19 protein-coding genes are annotated in these 18,892 nt (G+C 73.4%); 1 reads left to right on the forward strand and 18 read right to left on the reverse strand.

Annotated features, from left to right (window positions below; genetic code table 11):
- Positions 1 to 40: 40 nt before the first annotated feature.
- The 11 genes from J421_RS17655 to lhgO form a co-directional block, all read right to left on the reverse strand.
- Positions 41 to 1,507, reverse strand: a complete 1,467-nt coding sequence (locus J421_RS17655) for an aryl-sulfate sulfotransferase (RefSeq protein WP_025412501.1) — start codon at positions 1,505 to 1,507, stop codon at positions 41 to 43.
- A gap of 20 nt (positions 1,508 to 1,527) precedes the next feature.
- A complete protein-coding gene (gene hflX / locus J421_RS17660; RefSeq protein WP_236646268.1) occupies positions 1,528 to 2,793 on the reverse strand; it encodes a GTPase HflX in 1,266 nt (421 codons plus the stop codon).
- 90 nt (positions 2,794 to 2,883) lie between these two features.
- Positions 2,884 to 3,369 carry an LEA/WHy family protein gene (locus J421_RS17665; protein WP_104022759.1) on the reverse strand — a complete coding sequence of 162 codons (486 nt, stop codon included), beginning with the start codon at positions 3,367 to 3,369 and terminating at the stop codon, positions 2,884 to 2,886.
- On the reverse strand, positions 3,366 to 4,676 hold the full coding sequence (locus J421_RS17670; protein ID WP_104023158.1) for a replication-associated recombination protein A: 1,311 nt from the start codon (positions 4,674 to 4,676) through the stop codon (positions 3,366 to 3,368). The genes J421_RS17665 and J421_RS17670 overlap by 4 nt, the downstream gene beginning before the upstream one ends.
- A gap of 115 nt (positions 4,677 to 4,791) precedes the next feature.
- Positions 4,792 to 5,517, reverse strand: a complete 726-nt coding sequence (locus J421_RS17675) for a ZIP family metal transporter (protein WP_025412505.1) — start codon at positions 5,515 to 5,517, stop codon at positions 4,792 to 4,794.
- 12 nt (positions 5,518 to 5,529) lie between these two features.
- Positions 5,530 to 6,063 carry a hypothetical protein gene (locus J421_RS17680; RefSeq protein ID WP_025412506.1) on the reverse strand — a complete coding sequence of 178 codons (534 nt, stop codon included), beginning with the start codon at positions 6,061 to 6,063 and terminating at the stop codon, positions 5,530 to 5,532.
- A gap of 5 nt (positions 6,064 to 6,068) precedes the next feature.
- Complete coding sequence (gene rfbD, locus J421_RS17685; RefSeq protein ID WP_201773037.1) at positions 6,069 to 7,010, reverse strand: dTDP-4-dehydrorhamnose reductase; 942 nt, start codon at positions 7,008 to 7,010, stop codon at positions 6,069 to 6,071.
- Positions 7,007 to 7,603, reverse strand: a complete 597-nt coding sequence (rfbC, locus tag J421_RS17690) for a dTDP-4-dehydrorhamnose 3,5-epimerase (RefSeq protein ID WP_025412508.1) — start codon at positions 7,601 to 7,603, stop codon at positions 7,007 to 7,009. Before rfbC ends, rfbD begins: the two co-directional genes overlap by 4 nt.
- Positions 7,604 to 7,774: 171 nt before the next feature.
- Positions 7,775 to 9,109 carry a CCA tRNA nucleotidyltransferase gene (locus tag J421_RS17695; protein ID WP_158508827.1) on the reverse strand — a complete coding sequence of 445 codons (1,335 nt, stop codon included), beginning with the start codon at positions 9,107 to 9,109 and terminating at the stop codon, positions 7,775 to 7,777.
- Positions 9,106 to 9,957: a class I SAM-dependent methyltransferase gene (locus J421_RS17700; protein ID WP_104022761.1), complete on the reverse strand. Its 852-nt coding sequence runs from the start codon at positions 9,955 to 9,957 to the stop codon at positions 9,106 to 9,108. The genes J421_RS17695 and J421_RS17700 overlap by 4 nt, the downstream gene beginning before the upstream one ends.
- Positions 9,954 to 11,216 carry an L-2-hydroxyglutarate oxidase gene (gene lhgO, locus J421_RS17705; RefSeq protein ID WP_104023159.1) on the reverse strand — a complete coding sequence of 421 codons (1,263 nt, stop codon included), beginning with the start codon at positions 11,214 to 11,216 and terminating at the stop codon, positions 9,954 to 9,956. The genes J421_RS17700 and lhgO overlap by 4 nt, the downstream gene beginning before the upstream one ends.
- Before the next feature lie 74 nt (positions 11,217 to 11,290).
- Here lhgO and J421_RS17710 point away from each other — a divergent pair, with 74 nt between their 5' ends.
- Positions 11,291 to 11,734, forward strand: a complete 444-nt coding sequence (locus J421_RS17710) for a hypothetical protein (RefSeq protein ID WP_025412512.1) — start codon at positions 11,291 to 11,293, stop codon at positions 11,732 to 11,734.
- Positions 11,735 to 11,747: 13 nt separating this feature from the next.
- Here the strand turns inward: J421_RS17710 and J421_RS17715 are convergent, their stop codons facing one another.
- From J421_RS17715 to J421_RS17745, 7 genes are read right to left on the reverse strand one after another with little or no spacing between them, the layout of a single operon-like run.
- Positions 11,748 to 12,725 (reverse strand): asparaginase, encoded by a 978-nt coding sequence (locus J421_RS17715; protein WP_025412513.1) that lies wholly within the window; start codon positions 12,723 to 12,725, stop codon positions 11,748 to 11,750.
- Positions 12,716 to 13,471 (reverse strand): SDR family NAD(P)-dependent oxidoreductase, encoded by a 756-nt coding sequence (locus J421_RS17720; protein ID WP_025412514.1) that lies wholly within the window; start codon positions 13,469 to 13,471, stop codon positions 12,716 to 12,718. Before J421_RS17720 ends, J421_RS17715 begins: the two co-directional genes overlap by 10 nt.
- Positions 13,468 to 14,064, reverse strand: a complete 597-nt coding sequence (locus J421_RS17725; protein ID WP_025412515.1) for a D-sedoheptulose-7-phosphate isomerase — start codon at positions 14,062 to 14,064, stop codon at positions 13,468 to 13,470. The genes J421_RS17720 and J421_RS17725 overlap by 4 nt, the downstream gene beginning before the upstream one ends.
- Positions 14,065 to 14,083: 19 nt before the next feature.
- Positions 14,084 to 14,851, reverse strand: a complete 768-nt coding sequence (locus tag J421_RS17730; protein WP_025412516.1) for a tyrosine-protein phosphatase — start codon at positions 14,849 to 14,851, stop codon at positions 14,084 to 14,086.
- A complete protein-coding gene (locus J421_RS17735; RefSeq protein ID WP_025412517.1) occupies positions 14,848 to 15,189 on the reverse strand; it encodes a hypothetical protein in 342 nt (113 codons plus the stop codon). The genes J421_RS17730 and J421_RS17735 overlap by 4 nt, the downstream gene beginning before the upstream one ends.
- Entirely contained in the window at positions 15,186 to 17,903 is a 2,718-nt protein-coding gene (alaS, locus tag J421_RS17740; RefSeq protein ID WP_025412518.1) for an alanine--tRNA ligase, read from the reverse strand. Before alaS ends, J421_RS17735 begins: the two co-directional genes overlap by 4 nt.
- Before the next feature lie 29 nt (positions 17,904 to 17,932).
- A complete protein-coding gene (locus J421_RS17745; RefSeq protein WP_025412519.1) occupies positions 17,933 to 18,763 on the reverse strand; it encodes a hypothetical protein in 831 nt (276 codons plus the stop codon).
- Between the last annotated feature and the right edge of the window lie 129 nt (positions 18,764 to 18,892).

Genomic DNA, 18,892 nt, shown 5'->3' on the forward strand with positions numbered 1-18,892 from the left:
TGTGACGGACGGCACGTTCCCTTCCCCTCGTCGGCGTGGCTTACCGCGCCCGGCCGTACAGCGACGCGATGCGCGTCACGCGGTACGGGCTCACGAGCCCCCGCTGGTCGCGCAGGATCCCCTCGGACACGATCGCGCCGTTGGGCGTGACCTCGACGAGCGCCGACTGGGTCGAGAAGTACCCGAACGTGTTCCCGTTCGGGAGCCGCTGGGCGACGCTCGTGAACCCCGAGAAGTACCCCTTCGGGTGCGTGAACGACCACACGAGCGTCGCCGTGCGCCGCGTCGCGTCGATCTCGTACTCGACGAGCCGCGAGACCTGCGGGGCGTGCCGCTGGCCGTTGTCGAACATGAGCAGTCGGTTCGGCGCGATCATACGCACCGAGTGCTGGCCGCTGAAGAAGCCGAGCGGGTCGTTCACGATCGTCAGCGTGCTGTGCGTGCCGCCGAGCCGCCAGCGGATCGCGCCCGTCGCGGGATCGAGCTTCGTGACCTCGCCCATGTTGCGCCACGAGACGACGATGTCACCGTCCGGCGCGACGTCGATCGCGTTCGGGTGCGCGAGGTCGTACGGCGGCAGCGCCGGCGGGTCGATGCGGTCGGCGAGCGTGAACAGCTTCGTGTCGTCGAGCGCGATGGCGCTCGCGCCGGCGGGCGTCCACGCGAAGATGCGGTGCGACGCGAACAGCGTGTCGCGCGGCCCGCCGATCGACGACAGATCGGTCGGCGATGCGGTGAAGCCGGTGAAGTACGCGTGCGATCCCGTCGTGTCGTACTGGCTGAACACCAGCTCGTGGTTGTCGGTCGTGTACGGCGCCGGCGCGGCGATGTTGCGGACGAACGACCCGTCGGGACGCAGCTCGACGTAGTAGCCCTCGGCCGGGTTCCAGCCGCTGGTGCCGCCGGTGTACACGGTGAAGTCGCCGTTAGGCTGGAGCGCCGCGGCGCCGACGCCGCCCCGGTCCTCCACGCCGCGGTACCACGCGAGCCGTCCCGTGGAGTCGAACGCGACCACCCACACCGAGTCGCCGCCCCGGTAGCCGCTGACCGCGTAGCCGGCCGTCGGCGTTCCCTGATAGTCCACGTGCAGCGACGCGAGCGCCGCGGGGAGCGCGCCCGTCGTCACGCTGAAGCTGTCCGACGCGACGAGCTGCGCACCGACCATCGTCTCCACGACGCCGCGGTACACGGTCGATGGTGCGAGGCCGAGCAGCGGCAGCCGCTGCGCGCCGCCCGTGGCGAGCCGCGTGAAGGGCGACGTGCGCGCGTCGGTCGGCGTCGCTTCGGTCCAGTAGCGCAGGCGGGCGGAGTCGGCGCGCGCCACGGTGAACGTGACCGCGGCGCCGAGCGCGTTGTTAGGCAGCCGCGCCGCGGCGATGCCGTTCGCGCGCGCGCCGGCGACGAGCTGCGCGTTCGACGCGAGCGGGCCGTCGTCGCTGCACGCGACGGCGGTGGCACAAACGACGAGAGCCGCGGAGAGAAGTCCGCGGCTCGGGCTGGAAGGCATCACTCTCGTGAACATGGGGCCTAATCAGGGGGCACGGTCTCGCTGTCACGCGTGAGACGACGAGCCAGCGCATCCGTAACACGTGCCCGCACCACCAGCGCATCCCCATCCACCCGCTGCTCCAGGACCTCGCCGTCGCGGTGGATGGTCGCAAGCATCTTGCCGTCGCTCGCCGGGATGCGCAGTTCCACGATCGGCCGCTCGCGGCGCGCCCGGTCGGCGAGCGCGCGCGCGAGCGGCTCCAGCCCGTCGGATGTGACGGCCGACACGAAAACGGCGGGCAGCTTCTCGTTGCGCGCGCGCTCCCGCAGCGCGTCGAGCATCGCCGGATCCACCGCGTCGATCTTGTTGAACACGTAGAGCACCGGCGTGTCCTGCACGCCGATGTCGGCGAGCACCTCCTCCACGACCTGCCGCTGCTCCTCCCACGCCGGGTGGCTCACGTCGATCACGTGGAGCAGCAGGTCGGCCTCGCGCGTCTCCTCGAGCGTGGCGCGGAACGAGGCCACCAGATGGTGGGGCAGCTTGCGGATGAACCCGACCGTGTCGGTCACGAGCACGCTCGTGTGCTCGCCGACCCGCGCCTCGCGCGTGAGCGGGTCGAGCGTCGCGAACAGTCGATTCTCCACGAAAACGTCACGAGCGCCGGAGAGCGCGCGGAGGATCGACGACTTGCCGGCGTTCGTGTAGCCGACGAGCGCGGCGCGGAACTCCCGCCGCCGCGACGCGCGCTGCACCTCGCGCGACCGCAGCACGTCCTGCAGCCGCTCCTTCAACACCTTGATGCGGTGGTTGATGAGCCGACGGTCGGTCTCGAGCTGCGTCTCGCCGGGGCCGCGCATGCCGATGCCGCCGCGCGTCTTCTCGAGGTGGGTCCACATGCGCGTTAGGCGCGGGAGCATGTACTCGAGCTGCGCGAGCTCCACCTGCATCTTCGCCTCGTTCGTGCGCGCGCGCGTCGCGAAGATGTCGAGGATCAGCTCCGCGCGGTCCATCACGCGCACGCCGACGGTCTGCTCGATGTTGCGTCCCTGCGCGGGACTCAGCTCGTCGTCGAAGATGACGAGCGACGCGCCGCGGTCGCCGGCCCGCTGCCGCAGCTCGTCGAGCTTTCCGGTACCGAGATACGTGGCCGGATGCGGGCGGTCGATCTGCTGGGTCAGCGTGTCCACCACCTCGGCCCCCGCCGTGTCGGCGAGGCGCGCCAGCTCCTCGAGGTGCTCCCCGACCTGGTGCCGGTCGTTCGACCGCTTCAGCGGCGCGCCGACGAGCAGGGCGCGCTCCACGGGCGGCGCGAGGTCGATCAGATCGCGTGCGATGGCTCGACTCCGTCGAACGGGGTGAAACGGGGCCGGGCGACCGCCCGACCCCGCATTCTAACGCGACGTCCGCCCGAACGACGAGAAGCTGCCCGTGCGGTCGTACGGCCGCGTGAAGTTGCCGAGCGGTGTGGCGACCGTCACATCGCCGAGCACCCGGTAGCGCACGGAGCCCGACTGCATGAGCTGCCGCCCCGCGGCCCCGAGGCCCGCGTACGTGAACGAGACCGGCAGCCGCACCTCGGTCGACTCGCCCTTCTGCACCGTGAACCGGTCGTCGAGCGCGCCGTTGCCCACCGGCGTCGAGTCGACCATCAGGTTGTACGTCAGCCGCACGCCCTCGAGCTTGAAGCCGTTCGGGTTGTACACGCTCAGCACGACGTCCGCGCTGCCGCCCGCGACCCCCAGGCCGTTGATGCGCACGTCGCGGAACGTGACGATGGGGTCCTTGAAGCCCCCCATGCCGAGCGCCGCGCACCCCACCGTGCCGGCCGTCGCGACGGCCAGCCCGACTCCCAGCACTCCGACGAATCTGCGAATCATGGTGCCTCCTCTGGTGAACGCTCGGCGTCGCCGGGAGAGGACGGCGGCGCGGTCGTCCGCGCCTTCAGCTCCGCCCACCACGCCAGTCGCTTCGCGATCTCACGCTCGAAGCCGAACGAACCGGGTTCGTAGAACGTCTGCCCACGCAGCCGCTCGGGCAGGTACTCTTGCGGGATGTATGCCTCGGGGACGGCGTGCGCATACTGGTACCCTTCGTGGTAGCCCAGTTCCTTCATGAGCTTCGTCGGGGCGTTCCGGATGTGCAGTGGCACCGGCTCGGCGGGCGTCTCGCGCGCGGCGTCGAGCGCCGCCTCCAGCGCCATGTACGACCGGTTCGACTTCGGCGCGGTCGCCAGGTAGATCGTCATCTGCGACAGCGCGAGATACCCCTCCGGCGGCCCGAGCATGCGGTACGCCTCGCGCGCCGCGATCGCCAGCTTCAGCGCCTCCGGATCCGCGAGGCCCACGTCCTCCGACGCCATCGCGATCGCGCGGCGGAACATCACGAGCGGATCCTCGCCCCCCTCGATCATGCGCGCCATCCAGTACAGCGCGCCGTTCGGATCGCTCCCGCGCAGCGACTTGTGGTAGGCGGAGAGCATGTTGAAGTGCTCCTCGCCCGCGTTGTCGTAGTGCGCGACGCGCCGCTGCAGCGCGTCCTGCGCCGCGGCGCGGTCGATCTCACCGCCGTCGCCGACCGCGTCGGCCGCCGCCTCCAGCGCCGTCAGCGCGCGCCGCGCGTCGCCGTCCGCGTGCTCGGCGAGGAACGCGAGCGCCTCGTCGGTCGCGCGCAGCGCGCGCGTGCCGAGGCCGCGCTCCGGGTCGGCGAGCGCGCGGCGCAGCAGGCCGTTGAGGTCCTCCGCCGACAGCGGCTCAAGCACGAACACGCGTGTGCGCGACAGCAGCGCGCCCGTGAGCGCGAAGCTCGGGTTCTCCGTCGTCGCGCCGATCAGCGTGATCGTGCCGGCCTCCACGTGCGGCAGGAAGGCGTCCTGCTGCGCGCGGTTGAAGCGATGGATCTCGTCGACGAACAGGATCGTCCCGCGCCCCTCGCGCTGCAGCCGCCCTTCCGCCTCGGCGACGATCTCGCGGACGCGCGGCACGCCCTCCGTCACCGCGGAGAACGGCGCGAAGTAGCGGTCGGTGTACTGCGCGACGAGCCGGGCGAGCGTCGTCTTGCCGGTGCCCGGCGGGCCCCAGAAGATCATCGACAGCACGCGCCCCTGCTCGATCGCGTCGCGCAGCGGCTTGCCGGTGCCTAACAGGTGCAGCTGTCCCACGAACTCGTCGAGCGTGCGCGGGCGCATGCGCGCGGCGAGCGGCGTGGCCGAGGCGCGGCGCGCCGCGGCGAACAACGAATCGGGTCCCCGCCCCACCGGCGGGTCTCGGCGCTTGGGCGTCACGCGAGTCCCTCCCGCCGCGTCACCGGCTCAGCCCCCGCTCGAGGGCGGCGCGCGCGGCGAAATACAGTCCACTCCCGAAGAAGAACGCGATCGACAGCCGCCATCCCGGCTTGCGCTGCACCTCCGGCACCAGGTTGGCCGCCGCCACGTAGAGCGTGACGCCCGCCGCGAGCGCGAGCCCGGTCGTCCCCCGGAGCTGCGTCGCGAGCGCCACGCCGAGGCCGAGCAGCGTCGCGGCGCCGAGCAGCGTCGCCGCGCCGAGCGCCTTCGCGCGCCCCTCGCCCGAGGCGAGGAACAGGCTCGAGATCGCGAGCCCCTCGGGCAGCTTGTGCAGCAGGATCGCGCTCGCGAGGAGCAGTCCGATGCGCTCGTCGGCGGCGAAGCCGCTCGCGATCGCCACGCCGTCGACGAACGTGTGCAGCAGCAGCCCGCCTAACGCGGACACGCTCACCGCGCGCGTGACGTGGTGCGTCTCCTCGCCGAAGTGGAAGTGCCGCGCGAACGTGTGCTGCGTGAGGTGCACGAGCAGGAAGCCCAGCGTCGCGATCACCGCCGCCTCGTGCCCGCCCCGCTCGATGGCCTCCGGCAGCACGTCGGCGAGCGACACGGAGATCATGAATCCCGCCGAGAGCGCGATCATGGTCTCGAGCGACCGCACGCTCCATCGCGAGCGCGCCGTCACGGCGAGCGCGCCGAGCACGTTCGCGAGCGCGGCGAGCAGCGCGAACGGGAGCGCCGCGCCCATCGCCACGGCGCGTCAGCGCGCCTCGAGCCCGAGCCGCTCCGCCGCGGCGGCCACCGCGTCGCTCAGCTCGGGCGCCGCGCCCAGCGCGTCGGCGTCGAACTCCCATCCCTGCGGCTCGAACGACATCACCTCGTGCAGCCCCTTCCCCTGCAGGATGTACAGCCACCGGTCGGTGCGCGCGTAGACGTAGAGCTCCAGATCCGCCGTGAGCGTGAGCTGGTCCTCCGCGGTGTACACGGCGAACTCCACGCCGCCGTACGCGGCGAGCGGCGCCTTCAGCCGCGCGATCGCCTCACGCACGTCGGGCAGCGCGATGCCGGAGCCGACCCATGCGCGCCGCTCGCGCACGTCCTCGATCGCGACGTCGACGGCCGGCGGGAGGCTCTCGGCCAGCGCGTGCAGCAGGTCGACGATGCGCTCCGCGTTCGCCACCACGCGCGCCTCGAAGTACTCGGCCTCCTGCACGAACGTGAAGTCGTCGGCGCCCGATCGGAATCGTCGCCACACCGACGACTCGGGCTGCTTCCCTCGAAAGAGCACCGGCATCGCTCCTAATCGCGGTGAGCGAGCAGCGGCTCCGTGTCGGGCGCGCCCGCGCCCCCGAGCTGCTCGTCCAGGGTCTCGGCCAGCTGCGACTGCCACGACGCCGGCGCCACGCGGAACGTGCGCGCGGCCCGGCTGGTGTCGAGCACCGAGTACGCGGGGCGCGTCGCGCGCGTCGGATACGCCGACGACGGGATCGCCTGCAGCGGCGGCACCACGCCGCCGCGCGCGGCCAGGTTGGCGAAGATCGCCCCCGCGAACGCGTGCCAGGTCGCCTCGCCCGACGCGGCGACGTGATACGTGCCCCACGCGCCGAAGGTCGCGCTCCGGCACACGTGCGTCACCATGTGCGTCGTCGCCTGCGCCACCCATCGCGCCGACGTCGGCGTGCCGCGCCGGTCGTCGACGACACGCACGGGCGTGTCGCGCATCTCGGCGTCGGCCGCGCGGCGCAGCATCGACTGCAGGAACCCATGGCCGTGCGCGGCGAACAGCCAGCCCGTACGGATCACGAGCGAGCGCGGCGCCGCGTCGCGCACCGCGCGCTCGCCCGCGAGCTTCGACGCGCCGTACACGCCGAGCGGATTCGTCGGCGCGTCCTCCGTGTACGGCGTGCGCGCCTCGCCGTCGAACACGTAGTCCGTCGAGTAGTGCACCATCACCGCGTCGAGCCGCGCCGCTTCCTCGGCGAGGATGCCCGGCGCGATCGCGTTCACCGCCCACGCCTCGTCGCGCCGGTCCTCGGCTGCGTCGACGGCGGTGAACGCGGCGGCGTTCACGATCGCGTCCGGGCGCAGCGTGCGGAGCGTCCGGCGCACCGCGTCGGCGTCGGTCACGTCGAGCGCGGCGCGCGGCGCGGCGATCACGCGCGTCGTACCGTGGAGCGCACGACAGAGCGCGCGGCCGAGCTGTCCGTCGGCTCCGGTGACGAGGACAGCGATCGGCGTCACGCGCGCGCCTCCGTCAGCCCCACGAGCAGCGCCGTCGCCGCGTCGTACGTCGGCAGTCGATCGGTCAGCTCGGCGAGCGTCGGTGCGGCCGCATCGCGATCGGAGAGGATCGGCGCACCGTCCAGCGGCCACGTGATCCCGATCGCCGCGTCGTTCCACGCGACGGTGATCTCGTCCTCGGGATGGTAGCCTTCGGTCACTTTGTAGCCGACGACCGCGGAATCGCTGCGCACGAGAAAGCCGTGCGCGTAGCCCGCGGGAATGAAGATCTGCCGCCCCGTCTCCGCCTCGAGCCGCACCGCGCACCACCGGCCGAACGTCGGGCTCCCGCGTCGCACGTCGACGGCGACGTCGTGGATCTCGCCGTGCAGCACCGAGAGCAGCTTCCCCTGGCCGTGCGGATGCTGCAGGTGCAGCCCGCGCAGCACGCCGCGGCGCGAGCACGAGACGTTGTCCTGCACGAACCGGTGGCCCAGCCCGAGCTGCGCGAAACGTCCGCCGCTCCAGCTCTCGTAGAACCAACCGCGGGCGTCACGCGCCACGCGCGGCTCGATGAGCAGGACGTCCGGCAGGTCGAGCGGAGTCACTCGCACCGCGGAGACCGAGAGACGAAGCGGACGGCGATCGATGGCACGGGCCGGGGTTTCACGGGCGGACGAACCGACGCGCGCGTCGGGTGACGGAGTCGACCGTCGAGCATAACGTAATCGGCGGGGATGCCGGGCGCGAAAGCTCGGAGCGCGCGTCCCGGGCAAGCTCTGCGCCTAGCCGCCGAGCTCCGACAGCAACTCGCGCGCGATCGCGAGCAGCGCGTCGCGCGTGTTGAGTCGCGGATCCTCCACCACGCGCTCCAGCAGGCGCCGCAGCAGCTCGCCCACGAGCGGCCCGCGCACCCCCGGAATGGACAGCAGGTCGCCGCCGCTCACCGCGAGGTCGGCGACGTCCACGGGATCGCGGTACGCGATGCGCACCGCGCGCCGGTACAGCGCCCGCAGCGACGACGGCTCCGGCGCGACCTCGCCGAGCAGGCGCTCCGCCGCGAAGCGCGCGGCGGCGAGCCGCAGCAGCATGGGAAGGCGCGTGCGGCCCGTGGCCGCCGCCCATCGACGGATGTCGGCGTCGCGCGGCGGTGTGTCCGCGAGCAGCGCGTCGCGCACCGCGCCGCCGATCCGCCGCCAGCGGTCGGCCAGCTCGGTCGTCGCGCGCACCTTCGCGTTCGATGCGCGCAGCCGCCGCAGCGCCTCGTCCACCGCGCGGGGCTCGGCGTCGAGCCACAACGACGCGAGCCGGAGATCGAGCCGCTGCGGGCGCGCGGCGAGCGTCGGCATCGGCAGGCAGTCGGCGGTCGCGAACCGCTCGGGCTGCGCGTCGGCCAGCTCGGGCACGAGCACCCCGAGCGCGCCGCTCGCCCGCCATCGCTCGAGGGCGAGCGACGGCCGCGCGACCTGCTTCATCGTCTTCTCCAGCTCCTCGCGCACCCGCTCGGCCGACAATCGCACGAGGTGCGGTGCGCTGTCGACGATCGCGCCCCACGTCGCGTCGTCGATCGCGAAGCCGAAGCGGCCGGCGAAGCGGATCGCGCGCAGCGCGCGCAGCCGGTCCTCGCGCATGCGCGTCGCCGGGTCGCCCACCGCGCGCACGACGCCGCGCACGAGGTCGTGCCGCCCGCCGAACGGGTCGTGCACCACGTGACGCTCGGGCGAGTACGCGATCGCATTGATCGTGAAGTCGCGCCGCGCGAGATCGTCGTCGAGCGACGCGCCGAACTCCACGACGGCATGCCGTCCGTCCGTGCGCACGTCGCGCCGGAACGTCGTCACCTCGTGCATCTCGCCGTCGGAGTCGAAGATGCCTAACGTGCCGAACTCGACCCCCTTCGGGACGGTGCGGCGGAACAGCCGCCGCATCTCGTCCGGCGTCGCCGCGGTGGCGAGGTCCCAGTCGAGCTGGGGATGGTCGAGCAGCGCGTCCCGCACCGCACCGCCCACGCACCACGTCTCGAACCCCGCCTTCTCCAGCCGGCGCGCGATCTCCAGCACGCCGCGCGGCGGCGCGAGGCGCGCGGGAACGTCCGCGTCCAGGGCCGTGCGGTCGCTCACGCCGCGTCGGCCGAACGGTAGCCGACCGCGCACCAGCAGACCGGCCCGTCCTCGTCGATGCGCACACGCTCCAGCCCCGCGCGCGCCATCATGTCGCGGATCTCGGCGCGCGTGAACCGCTGCTCCAGGCGCGTCCCGAAGCGGTCCAGCGCATCCGTGCGCATCACGTACATGCTGCGGTCGCGATACGCGGCGAGCGGGAACGACCCCGGCACGCGGCCCGTCGTGCGTTCGATCAGCTTCGCGGTGCGCGCGAGCGGCCAGTACACGCCGAACGCGATCGCCTGCGACGTCAGGAGCCGCAGCCGGAACGGCATGCGCGCGATGCCGCGCCGCAGCGCGTCGCTCGCGCCCCACAGCGCACGGAACCACGCCGGCCGGTTGTCGAAGCGGTAGTAGAGGTACAGCAGCATCGGCGCACCGGGCTTCAGCGTGCGCGCGCAGGCGCGGATCGCCCCGGCCGTGTCGGGCACGTGATGCAGCACGCCTAACGAGTACAGGAAGTCGAGCGATCCGGGCGCGAACGGCAGCGCGTCGACCGAGGCGTGGTGGAACTCGACGTTCGGCGCTCCGGCGAGATTGCGCCGCGCCACGGCGAGCGCATCGTCGCTCGCGTCCACGCAGTGCAGCTTCCCCACGCGCGGCGCGGCGAGCCGCGCCCACCGCCCGGTGCCGCAGCCGATGTCGGCGCCCACGGCGTTAGGCGGCAGCTCGTCCCACGGGAACAGCCGGAAGTACGCGTCGAACATCTCCTGCAGCTCGGCACGGTCGGCCTCCTCGTACGTGAACGCCGACCACTCCGCGCCGAAACCTTCCACCGTGCGTTCGTCTACGTTCGACACGATCATCCGGTCATCTGGGTGGTGTGCAGCGCGGCGGGCGCGCAGCCCAGCTCGCGCACGATCTCGTCGCCGATGGCGAGCGACGCGGTCGCCGCGGGACTCGGCGCGTTGATCACGTGCAGCGCGCCCTCCGTCGCCGCGAACTCGAAATCCTGCAGCAGCGCGCCGTCGCGCGACATCGCCATCGCGCGTACGCCCGACCCGCCGGGCAGCAGATCGTCCTCGCGCAGCTCCGGCAGCAGCCGGCGGAGCGACGCGGCGAACAGCGGTTTGCTCGCCGAGCGACGCAGCTCCGACCACGTCACGCGCGGGTACCGCGCGACGAAGCGCCACAGCCCGGGAAACGTCAGCGCGTCCGCGACGTCGCCCACGCGCACGTCGCGCTTGCGGTAGCCCTCGCGCGCGAGCGCGAGCACCGCGTTGGGCCCGCACTCCACCCGGCCGTCGATCATGCGCGTGAAGTGCACGCCGAGGAACGGGAAGCTCGGATCGGGCACCGGGTAGATGAGGTGCTTCACGAGCGACGCGCGCTCGGGACGCAGCACGAAGTACTCGCCGCGGAACGGCACCACCCGCGCGTCCGTGCGCGCTCCGGCCATGCGCGCCACGCGGTCGCTCTGCAGCCCCGCGCAGTTCACGAGGAACTCGGCGCGTCGGTCGCCCCGCGCGGTCTCGACCTGCCACGCGCCCTCGCGCCGCGCGAGCGCCCGCACGCCCGCGCCGGTGACGACCTCCGCGCCGAGCGCTTGCAGCTCACCGAGCATCGCATCCGCGACGCCGCGGTAGTCGACGATCCCCTCCTCCGGCACGCGCACGGCGGCGACCCCCGCCGCGTGCGGCTCGATCTCGCGCAGCTCCGCCGCCGAGAGCCAGCGCAGGCCCCGCAGCCCGTTCGCCGTGCCGCGGTCGAGCAGCGCGCGCAGCCGCGGGATTTCCGCATCGTCCACTGCGACCACGACCTTGCCGCAGATCTGGTGGCGGACGCCGTGCTCGCGGCAGAACGCGGTCATCTGGCGGATGCCGTCCACGGCGAGCCGCGCCTTCCGCGACCCGGGCGTGTAGTACAGCCCCGCGTGCAGCACGCCGCTGTTGTGCGTGCTCTGGTGGCTCGCCACGCGCGGCTCCTTCTCCAGCACCGCGATCCGCAGATCGGGGCGTGCGCGCGCGAGCTTCAGCGCCGTCGCGAGCCCCACCAGCCCGGCCCCGATCACGGCGACCGAGGCGCCGGGACGGAGCGGAGTGGTGCGGGCGGCGGACGTCGTCACGGGCGGGACGGGATGCGGGAACAGATGTTCGCCCAACCGATGCCGGGCGACCGAAGATACACTACATTCGATCCATGCCGCCGTTCACCCCCGCGCTCCCGCTCGACACGCTGCTCGCGGCGTGCGACGCGCACCCGGAGTTCAAGGCCGACGTCCTGGCGTACGCCGAGTTCCAGCGGGCCGAGCGCGTCGTCGCGCAGGGGCACGCGCCGCGGGTGAAGGTGCTCCGCGTGGTCGCCCAGCTGCTGCACCACGAGCCGTCGCTGCGCGTCGACTCCGTGCGCGTGAACGGATTCGCCGGGTGCTGCGACTTCCGCGGCGTCGTCACCGCCACGGCTGGCGACGCGACCCGGAGCTGGGAGTTCGTCTGGGACTGCCGCTGGCGCGCCCGTGAGGCCGGCCTGCTCGACCCCGGCGGCTACCCCGACCAGGCGTGGGCCGCGCGCGAGTACGGGTGGCGCTGCTTCTCGCACTGGCAGGAGCAGCCGATCGCCTCAGGCGTGCTCGCCGACGCCTGACGGCGGCTTCGGCTCACCCCTCGAACACCGCCCGTAGCTCGTGCGCGCCGAGCCCGGCGCCGAGAGCGAGCATGAGATCGATCCGTGCCTGCTGCGGCCGGCGCGCGCCCGCGAACACGGCGCCCAGCTCGTGGAGCCGCCGCCCGCCGCCCGGATACGCGTAGGTCTGGCCGACCCGCCCTTCGCCGGCGCGCGACGCGATCACGACCGGCTTGCCGTCCGCGATCCAGCGCTCGATGCCCGGCACCATCGCCGGCGGCACGTTGCCGCGGCCCATCGCCGCGAGCACCACGCCCCGCGCTCCGCTCTCCCGCGACGCGTCGAGCAGCCGAGCGTCGCACCCGGCCCACGCGGTCACGATGTCGACCGGCTCCGCGGGAGCCTCGGGGCACAGCACGGGCGCCGTGCCGGCGAGCCGCCGCCGCACGATCACCCGCCCCTCGTCGATCACGCCGAGCGGCCCGAGCCCGGGCGACTCGAACGCCGAGAGGTCGTGCGTGTGCGTCTTCGCGTCCTCCAGCCCGGCGAACACCCGGCCGCCCATCACGACCACCGTCCCGATCCCTTCCGCCTCCGGCGCCGCGGCCACCGTCACCGCGTCGAGCAGGTTCGCGGGCCCGTCCCATCCGAGGTCGCTCGCCGAGCGCATCGCGCCGGTGAACACGATCGGCTTCCGCGACGCGACCGACCGCGCGACGAGGTACGCCGTCTCCTCGAGCGTGTCGGTGCCGTGCGTCGCGACCACGCCGTGGATCTCCGGGTCGGCGAGCAGCTCCGCGATACGGTTCCGGAGCGCCCACTGCCGGTCGACCGTCATGTGCGGCCCCGGATAGCGCCCCCACTGCTCCGGTCGCACCCGCGCCACGCGCTCGATGCCGCGCGCCGCCTCGAGGATCTCCTCGGCCGACAGCGACGGCACGGCGCCGCCCGCGCTCTCGTCCACGCGCATGGAGATGGTGCCGCCGGTGAACAGCGCCGCGATCACCCGCACAGGACGCTCCCGCCGTTCACGTTGAGGATCTCGCCGGTGACGTGCCGCGCCTGCGGCGCGCACAGGCACACGACGGGGAACGCGATGTCGTCCGGCGATGCCACGCGGCCGACCGGAATCGTCGCGGCGATGCGCTCGCGACCACCGGATGCCATCGCGTCGGCGGTCATCTCGGTGTCCACCCACCCGGGCGCGACGCTGTTCACGGTGATGCCGCGCGGCCCGAGCTCCACGGCGAGCGACTTCACGAACGAGATCATCGCGCCCTTCGACGCCGCGTAGTCGGCGTGGAACGCCTCGCCGCGCTGGCCGGCGGTGCTCGAGATCATGACGATGCGGCCGCCGTCGCCCATCACCCGCGCCGCCTCGCGCGCGCAGTAGAACATCGAGTCGACGTTCTCGCGCATCGTGCGCAGCCACCGCTCGTCGTCGAGCCGCTCCACCGGCACGTCCTCGCTCGGCCACACGCCCGCGTTCGCGACGAGGATGTCGACGCCGCCTAACGCCTCGCGCGCGCGCGCGAACAGCCCTCGCACGCCGTCGCGCGTCGACAGATCCGCGCTGCACGACTCGGCCCGCACGCCCACCGACCGCGCGTCGGCCGCCACCGCGTCGGCGTCCTCGCCGCGTGCCCGGTAGCCCACCAGCACGTCCGCGCCGCACGCCGCGAGCGCGCGCACGACCGCCGCGCCGATCCCGCGCGAGCCGCCCGTCACGACGGCGCGCCTTCCCCGGAGATCGATCACGCGACGCCTCCCGCCACCGGGCGCGACGCCAGCTCGTCCGCCTCGATCATGTCGCAGATGAGGTGCTCGATGCACAGGTGCAGCTCCTGCGCGCGGTCGGTGCGGTCGGTCGGGATGATCACGTTGTGGTCCGCCAGGGGCCGCAGCGCGCCGCCGTCGCGCGCCGAGAACGCGAGCACGCGCACGCCCTTCGCGCGCGCGGCGCGCGCGGCGAGCAGCACGTTCGGCGAGTTGCCGCTCGTCGAGTGGATCACGAGCAGGTCGCCGCTGCGGCACAGCGCCTCCACCTGCCGCGAGAACACGTGGTCGAAGCCGAAGTCGTTCCCCGCGGCGGTCAACAGCGAGGTGTCGGTCGTGAGCGCGACGGCCGGATACGCCGCGCGATCGCGCCGGTAGCGCACGACGTACTCGGTGGCCATGTGCTGCGCGTCCGCGGCGCTGCCGCCGTTGCCGCAGAAGAACAGGGTGCCGCCGCCGCGCACGGTGTCGCGCACCATGTCCGCAGCGCGCGCGATGTCGTCGGCGAGCAGGTCGGCGGTGCGCGCGGCGGTGTCGGCCAGCTCGCGCAGCGCGCCGGTGATGCGGTCGTCCATCTCGTCTCCGTTCGGGTCGTTAGGCGCTCGGTCGGTCGGCGCGGCCGGCGATCCACAAGCGCAGCAGCCGCAGCGCGCCGGTCGGGATCGGGAGCGGCGGCACGGGCACCGGGCGCTCGTTGCGCAGCAGACGCTCGGGGTTCACGCGCAGCAGCAGATCGGACTGCTCCGCTCCGCCGTGCGCCGTGAGCCAGTCGCGAGCGAGCGCCATCGAGCGCCCGTCGCCGTGGTTGTCGCTCGCCACGAGGTCCACGAGCCCGTCGGCGAGCAGCGCGCGCGCCAGCCGCGCGCGGGTGCCGGTACCGAGCAGCATCACGGCGTCCACCTGCAGCGCCGCACCGGCGGCGCGCCACGCACGCGCGCTCTGCGGCGTGCACCCCACGTAGCGCTCCGGGTGGGCCAGCACCGGCACCACGCCGCTCATGCTGATGCGGAACAGCTCGCGGTCCGCGTGCACGGGAACGGCGCCGGGAAACTCGACGAGCACGGCGCTCGAGCCGCCTAACGAGAGGTGCGGACGCGCGAGATCGACGCCCGGCTCGTCGAGCATGATCTCCCAGCCGCGCACGAGCGTCACTTCCGGCGGTGCGACCGCGCGCAGCGCGTCGTGCTTCTCGTCGAGCGCGTCCGCCGTCACCGCGTGGGCGCGCGACGCGCGGAGGTGCGGGGTGCACGCCACCAGCCTCACGCCGTCGGCGGCGAATCGGCGCAGCACGCGCAGCGACGCCTCCTCCGTGGCCGCACCGTCGTCGACGCCCGGGAGGAGATGCGTGTGCAGGTCGATCACGTCGCGCCGACGCGAGACAGCGTCGCCATCGCTTCGCGCGCGATCTCCGCGAGGCCCTCCGGCGCGTCGCTCGCCGCTTCGAACGCGTAGGTCACCAGCGCGTCGGCGGTCAGCAGGTCGAGGGCGACGTTGCGTGCGGCGCCCGATGCGCTCTCGTTCTCGTCGAGCACCCGCGCGAGCGTGCGCTCGGCCGCGCGCAGGCACGCCCGCGGGATCGCGCTCGGATCGTCGGGCATCGAATCGCGCTCCGCGGCCAGCGCGCGCGCCACGTGCTCGGCCAGCGCGGGCGGCGCCGCGGGGGTGCGCCCCGCGACCCAGCGTACGACCGCCTGCGTCACGCCGCCTCGAGCAGCGGTCGAACGAGCTCCGGGGCCTCGCGCAGCGCGTCGCCGAGCCGGCCGGCGTCGGGAATCCCCGCCTGCGCCATGTGCGGCTTGCCGCCGCCGCGCCCACCCGCCGCCGCCGCCACGCGGCGCACGACGTCGTCGGCGCGCACGCCGCGGTCGCGCAGGCCGTCGCCGACCACCGCGAGCACCGTCGCCTTGCCGTCGTCGAGCCGCGCGCCGAGCACCGCGACGCCGTCGGCGAGCACCTCGCGCAGTGCGTCGCCGAGCGCCTGCAGCGCCTTCACGTCGGCGACCGACACCTCCGCGGTCACGAGCCGCGCGTTGCCCATCGTCTGCGCGCCGCTCACGAGCGCTTGCACCTGCGACGCGCCCCCGCCCTTCATCGCCTCCTCGAGCCGCCGCTCGAGCTGCCGACGCTCCTCGACGAGCGCGGCGACGCGGCGCGGCGCCTGGTCGAGCGGCGCCTTCACCAGCTCCGCCACGTGCGCGAGCTCTCGCTCGCGCTCCCGCAGCAGCTCGTATGCCTTCGGGCCGGTGAGCGCGGTGATGCGCCGGACGCCCGCCGCGACGCCCGTCTCGGACACGATGCGGAACAGCCCGATCTCCGCCGTGTTGCGAACGTGCGTGCCGCCGCACAGCTCCGTCGACAGCCCCGGGATGTCGACGACGCGCACGACGTCGCCGTACTTCTCGCCGAACAGCGCCATCGCGCCGCCGGCGACCGCCTCCTGATACGGCTTCTGCGCGATCGACAGCGGCACCGCCGCCCACACGCCGCGGTTCACCTCGATCTCGATCGCGTCGAGCTGCTCCGGCTTCACCGGGCCGTGATGCGTGAAGTCGAACCGCAGACGGTCCGGCTCCACCACCGAGCCCGCCTGGTGCACGTGCTCGCCGAGCTGGTGGCGCAGCGCGGCGTGCAGCAGGTGGGTCGCCGTGTGGTTGCGCTCCGTGTCGCGTCGACGATCCGAGGGCACGCGAGCCGTCACGCGGCCGAACTGCAGCGCGCCGGTGAGCGTGCCCACCGCGGCGATCCGCCCATCGATCTTGCGCACCTCGTCCACGTCCACGCGCCAGCCGTCGCCGACGATCTCGCCGCGGTCCGACACCTGGCCGCCCGACTCCGCATAGAACGGCGTCTCGCGCAGCATCACCGCCACGCGTCCGTTAGGCAGGTGGCGCACCGCGGTGACGAGCGTCTCGATCTCGACGCCGTCGTAGCCGACGAACGCGCCGCCGACGTCCGCGGCCTCCGGTGCGCGGTCCCACGCGCTCACGTCCGACAGCTCGTCGGCGGCGACGCCGAGGTGGCGCGACTTCCGCTCCTCCTGAGATTGCGTGCGCTGACGCTCGAGCGCCGCCTCGAAGCCGGGGATGTCGACCGTGTAGTCGCGCTCGCGCGCCATCAGCTCCGTGAGGTCGATCGGGAAGCCGAACGTGTCGTACAGGCGGAACGCGTCCTCGCCGGAGATGTTGCGCTCCTGCGTCGTGCGCGCCGGGGCGAGCTCCTCGAATCGCGCGAGCCCGCCCTCGATCGTCGCGAGGAACCGCTCCTCCTCGGCGCGCGTCGTCGTCACGATGTGCTGCGCGCGCTGCCGGAGCTCCGGGTACGCGTCGCCCATCGTGTCGATCACCGCCTGCACGACGTGGTACAGCGTGGGCTGCGACGTGCGGCCCAGCAGGTACGCGTGCCGGACGGCGCGGCGAAGGATGCGGCGCAGCACGTAGCCGCGACCCTCGTTCGACGGGAACACCCCGTCGGCGAGCAGGAACGCGACCGCGCGCGCGTGGTCGGCGAGGACGCGGTACGACGGCGCCTCCCCGGCGTCCACCGCCTCGCGACCGGTGTACGGTCGCCCGACGACTTCCTCGACCTTCGCGATGAGCGGCGCGAAGCCGTCGGTGTGGTAGTTGTTCGTCACGCCCTGCAGCACGGCCGCGATGCGCTCGAGCCCCGCCCCCGTGTCGACCGACGGCTTCGGCAGCGGCACGAGCGTGCCGTCCGGCTGCCGGTCGAACTGCATGAAGACGAGGTTCCAGATCTCGAGGAACCGTCCCGCCTCCGCGCCCTCCACGAACGCGTCGACCGACACCTCGTCGCGCGAGAGATCGGTCCACTCGCCGGTCGCGCCCTCGGGGAACTTCCAATCCTTCGCGAGGTGCGCGAGGTCGACGTAGATCTCCGTGCACGGGCCGCACGGCCCCGTGTCGGCCATCTGCCAGAAGTTGTCCTTCGCGCCCAGCCCGTAGATGCGCGTGTCCGGCAGGCCCGCGATCTCGCGCCACAGCGCGCGCGCCTCGTCGTCCTCATGGAACACGGAGACGCGCAGCTCCTTCGGATCGATGCCGAGGTCCTTCGTCACGAACTCCCAGGCGAACGCGATCGCGTCGCGCTTGAAATAGTCGCCGAAGGAGAAGTTCCCGAGCATCTCGAAGAACGTGTGGTGCCGCGCGGTGTGGCCGACCTGCTCCAGGTCGTTGTGCTTGCCGCCGGCACGCACGCACTTCTGCGCCGTGGTCGCGCGCCGCTTGCCGTCGGGCGGGTCCTCGAGGCCGAGGAAGATCTTCTTGAACGGCACCATCCCGGCGTTCGTGAACAGCAGCGTCGGGTCGTCGGCCGGTACGAGCGACGCGCTCGGACGCGCGACGTGATCGTGGCGCTGGAAGTACGCGAGGAAGCGGGAGCGGATCTCTGAGGCACGCATGATCCGCGGAATATAGCGACCCCGGGTGGCTAGAAGCCGAGCCCCAGCTGGTCGTCGTCGCGCTCGGGCGGGCGCGCGGTGCGCCGTCGGTCGCGGCGCGGTGCGTCGTCGGCCGCGCGGTCGGGCTGGAGCGCGTCGGCGACCGCAGCGCGCACGTCGGGCGGACGCCGCGCGACCGACACCGCGCGTGCATCGGTCACGAGCGCGTCGAGCTCGCGCAGCGACACACCGAGTCGACGCGCGAGCGCATCGCGCACGGGCACGCTCGGCGAGCCGGCGAGCGTCGCCCACACCACCGACGACTTCAGTCGCTCGGCGCGCGACCACGCGGAGAGGGACTCGGGCCAGATCGCGAGGCCGACGACCGTCGCCGCGGGCATCGACGCCGCGTCGAGCTCCACGATGCGCACGGCTCGGCGCTCGATCGGGTTCGTGCCGTCGCGGCGCCGCGCGTACGGCGGGCGCGTCCAGTCGATGGGCGTCGGGTCATCGGTCGGCGCGGGCTCGACGTCGGCGGGGCCGCGGCGCGTCGACGGGGTCGCGCGCCGCGCCTCGATCAGGTGGTCGACGACCGCCAGGCCGACGTCGAGCCGCTCGGCGAGCTGCTGCCGCGTGCGCGCGTACGGCTTCCGCGCGGCGAGCATGTTGTAGACGAGCGACTCGGACGCGTGGAGCTCCCGCGCCCACGCGGCGATCTCGTCCGGCCACATCGCCAGCTGCACGACGAGCGACGCGGGCATCGCGGCGATCTCGCGACGCACCACTTCCACCGCCAGCCGCTCGACGGCGTTCTGGCCGTTCCGCTCCCGCCGTGTGGCGGTCGGGAGCTGCGCGTAGGGTGAGGGAGAGGTGTAGCCCATCAGGACGCTCGGGGCCGCAGGGCCTGTGCCGGTGATCGACAGACTGCCCCGTGGTACCGTCGTCCGCAATCGCTGGCCGAGGTGCCTGCTGGCCGCGGTGCGCTGGTCTCGGGTGGTCGGCAGGGGATG

It is taken from the genome of Gemmatirosa kalamazoonensis (assembly GCF_000522985.1).
Taxonomy (GTDB): domain Bacteria; phylum Gemmatimonadota; class Gemmatimonadetes; order Gemmatimonadales; family Gemmatimonadaceae; genus Gemmatirosa; species Gemmatirosa kalamazoonensis.

Excerpts from the sequence above, each read along its gene's own strand:
- J421_RS17655 (WP_025412501.1), bottom strand. The coding sequence starts at position 1,507 with ATGCCTTCCAGCCCGAGCCGCGGACTTCTCTCCGCGGCTCTCGTCGTT.
- J421_RS17665 (WP_104022759.1), bottom strand. The coding sequence starts at position 3,369 with ATGATTCGCAGATTCGTCGGAGTGCTGGGAGTCGGGCTGGCCGTCGCG.
- J421_RS17670 (WP_104023158.1), bottom strand. The coding sequence starts at position 4,676 with ATGCGCCCGCGCACGCTCGACGAGTTCGTGGGACAGCTGCACCTGTTA.
- J421_RS17675 (WP_025412505.1), bottom strand. The coding sequence starts at position 5,517 with ATGGGCGCGGCGCTCCCGTTCGCGCTGCTCGCCGCGCTCGCGAACGTG.
- J421_RS17680 (WP_025412506.1), bottom strand. The coding sequence starts at position 6,063 with ATGCCGGTGCTCTTTCGAGGGAAGCAGCCCGAGTCGTCGGTGTGGCGA.
- J421_RS17700 (WP_104022761.1), bottom strand. The coding sequence starts at position 9,957 with ATGATCGTGTCGAACGTAGACGAACGCACGGTGGAAGGTTTCGGCGCG.
- J421_RS17710 (WP_025412512.1), top strand. The coding sequence starts at position 11,291 with ATGCCGCCGTTCACCCCCGCGCTCCCGCTCGACACGCTGCTCGCGGCG.
- J421_RS17725 (WP_025412515.1), bottom strand. The coding sequence starts at position 14,064 with ATGGACGACCGCATCACCGGCGCGCTGCGCGAGCTGGCCGACACCGCC.
- alaS (WP_025412518.1), bottom strand. The coding sequence starts at position 17,903 with ATGCGTGCCTCAGAGATCCGCTCCCGCTTCCTCGCGTACTTCCAGCGC.
- J421_RS17745 (WP_025412519.1), bottom strand. The coding sequence starts at position 18,763 with ATGGGCTACACCTCTCCCTCACCCTACGCGCAGCTCCCGACCGCCACA.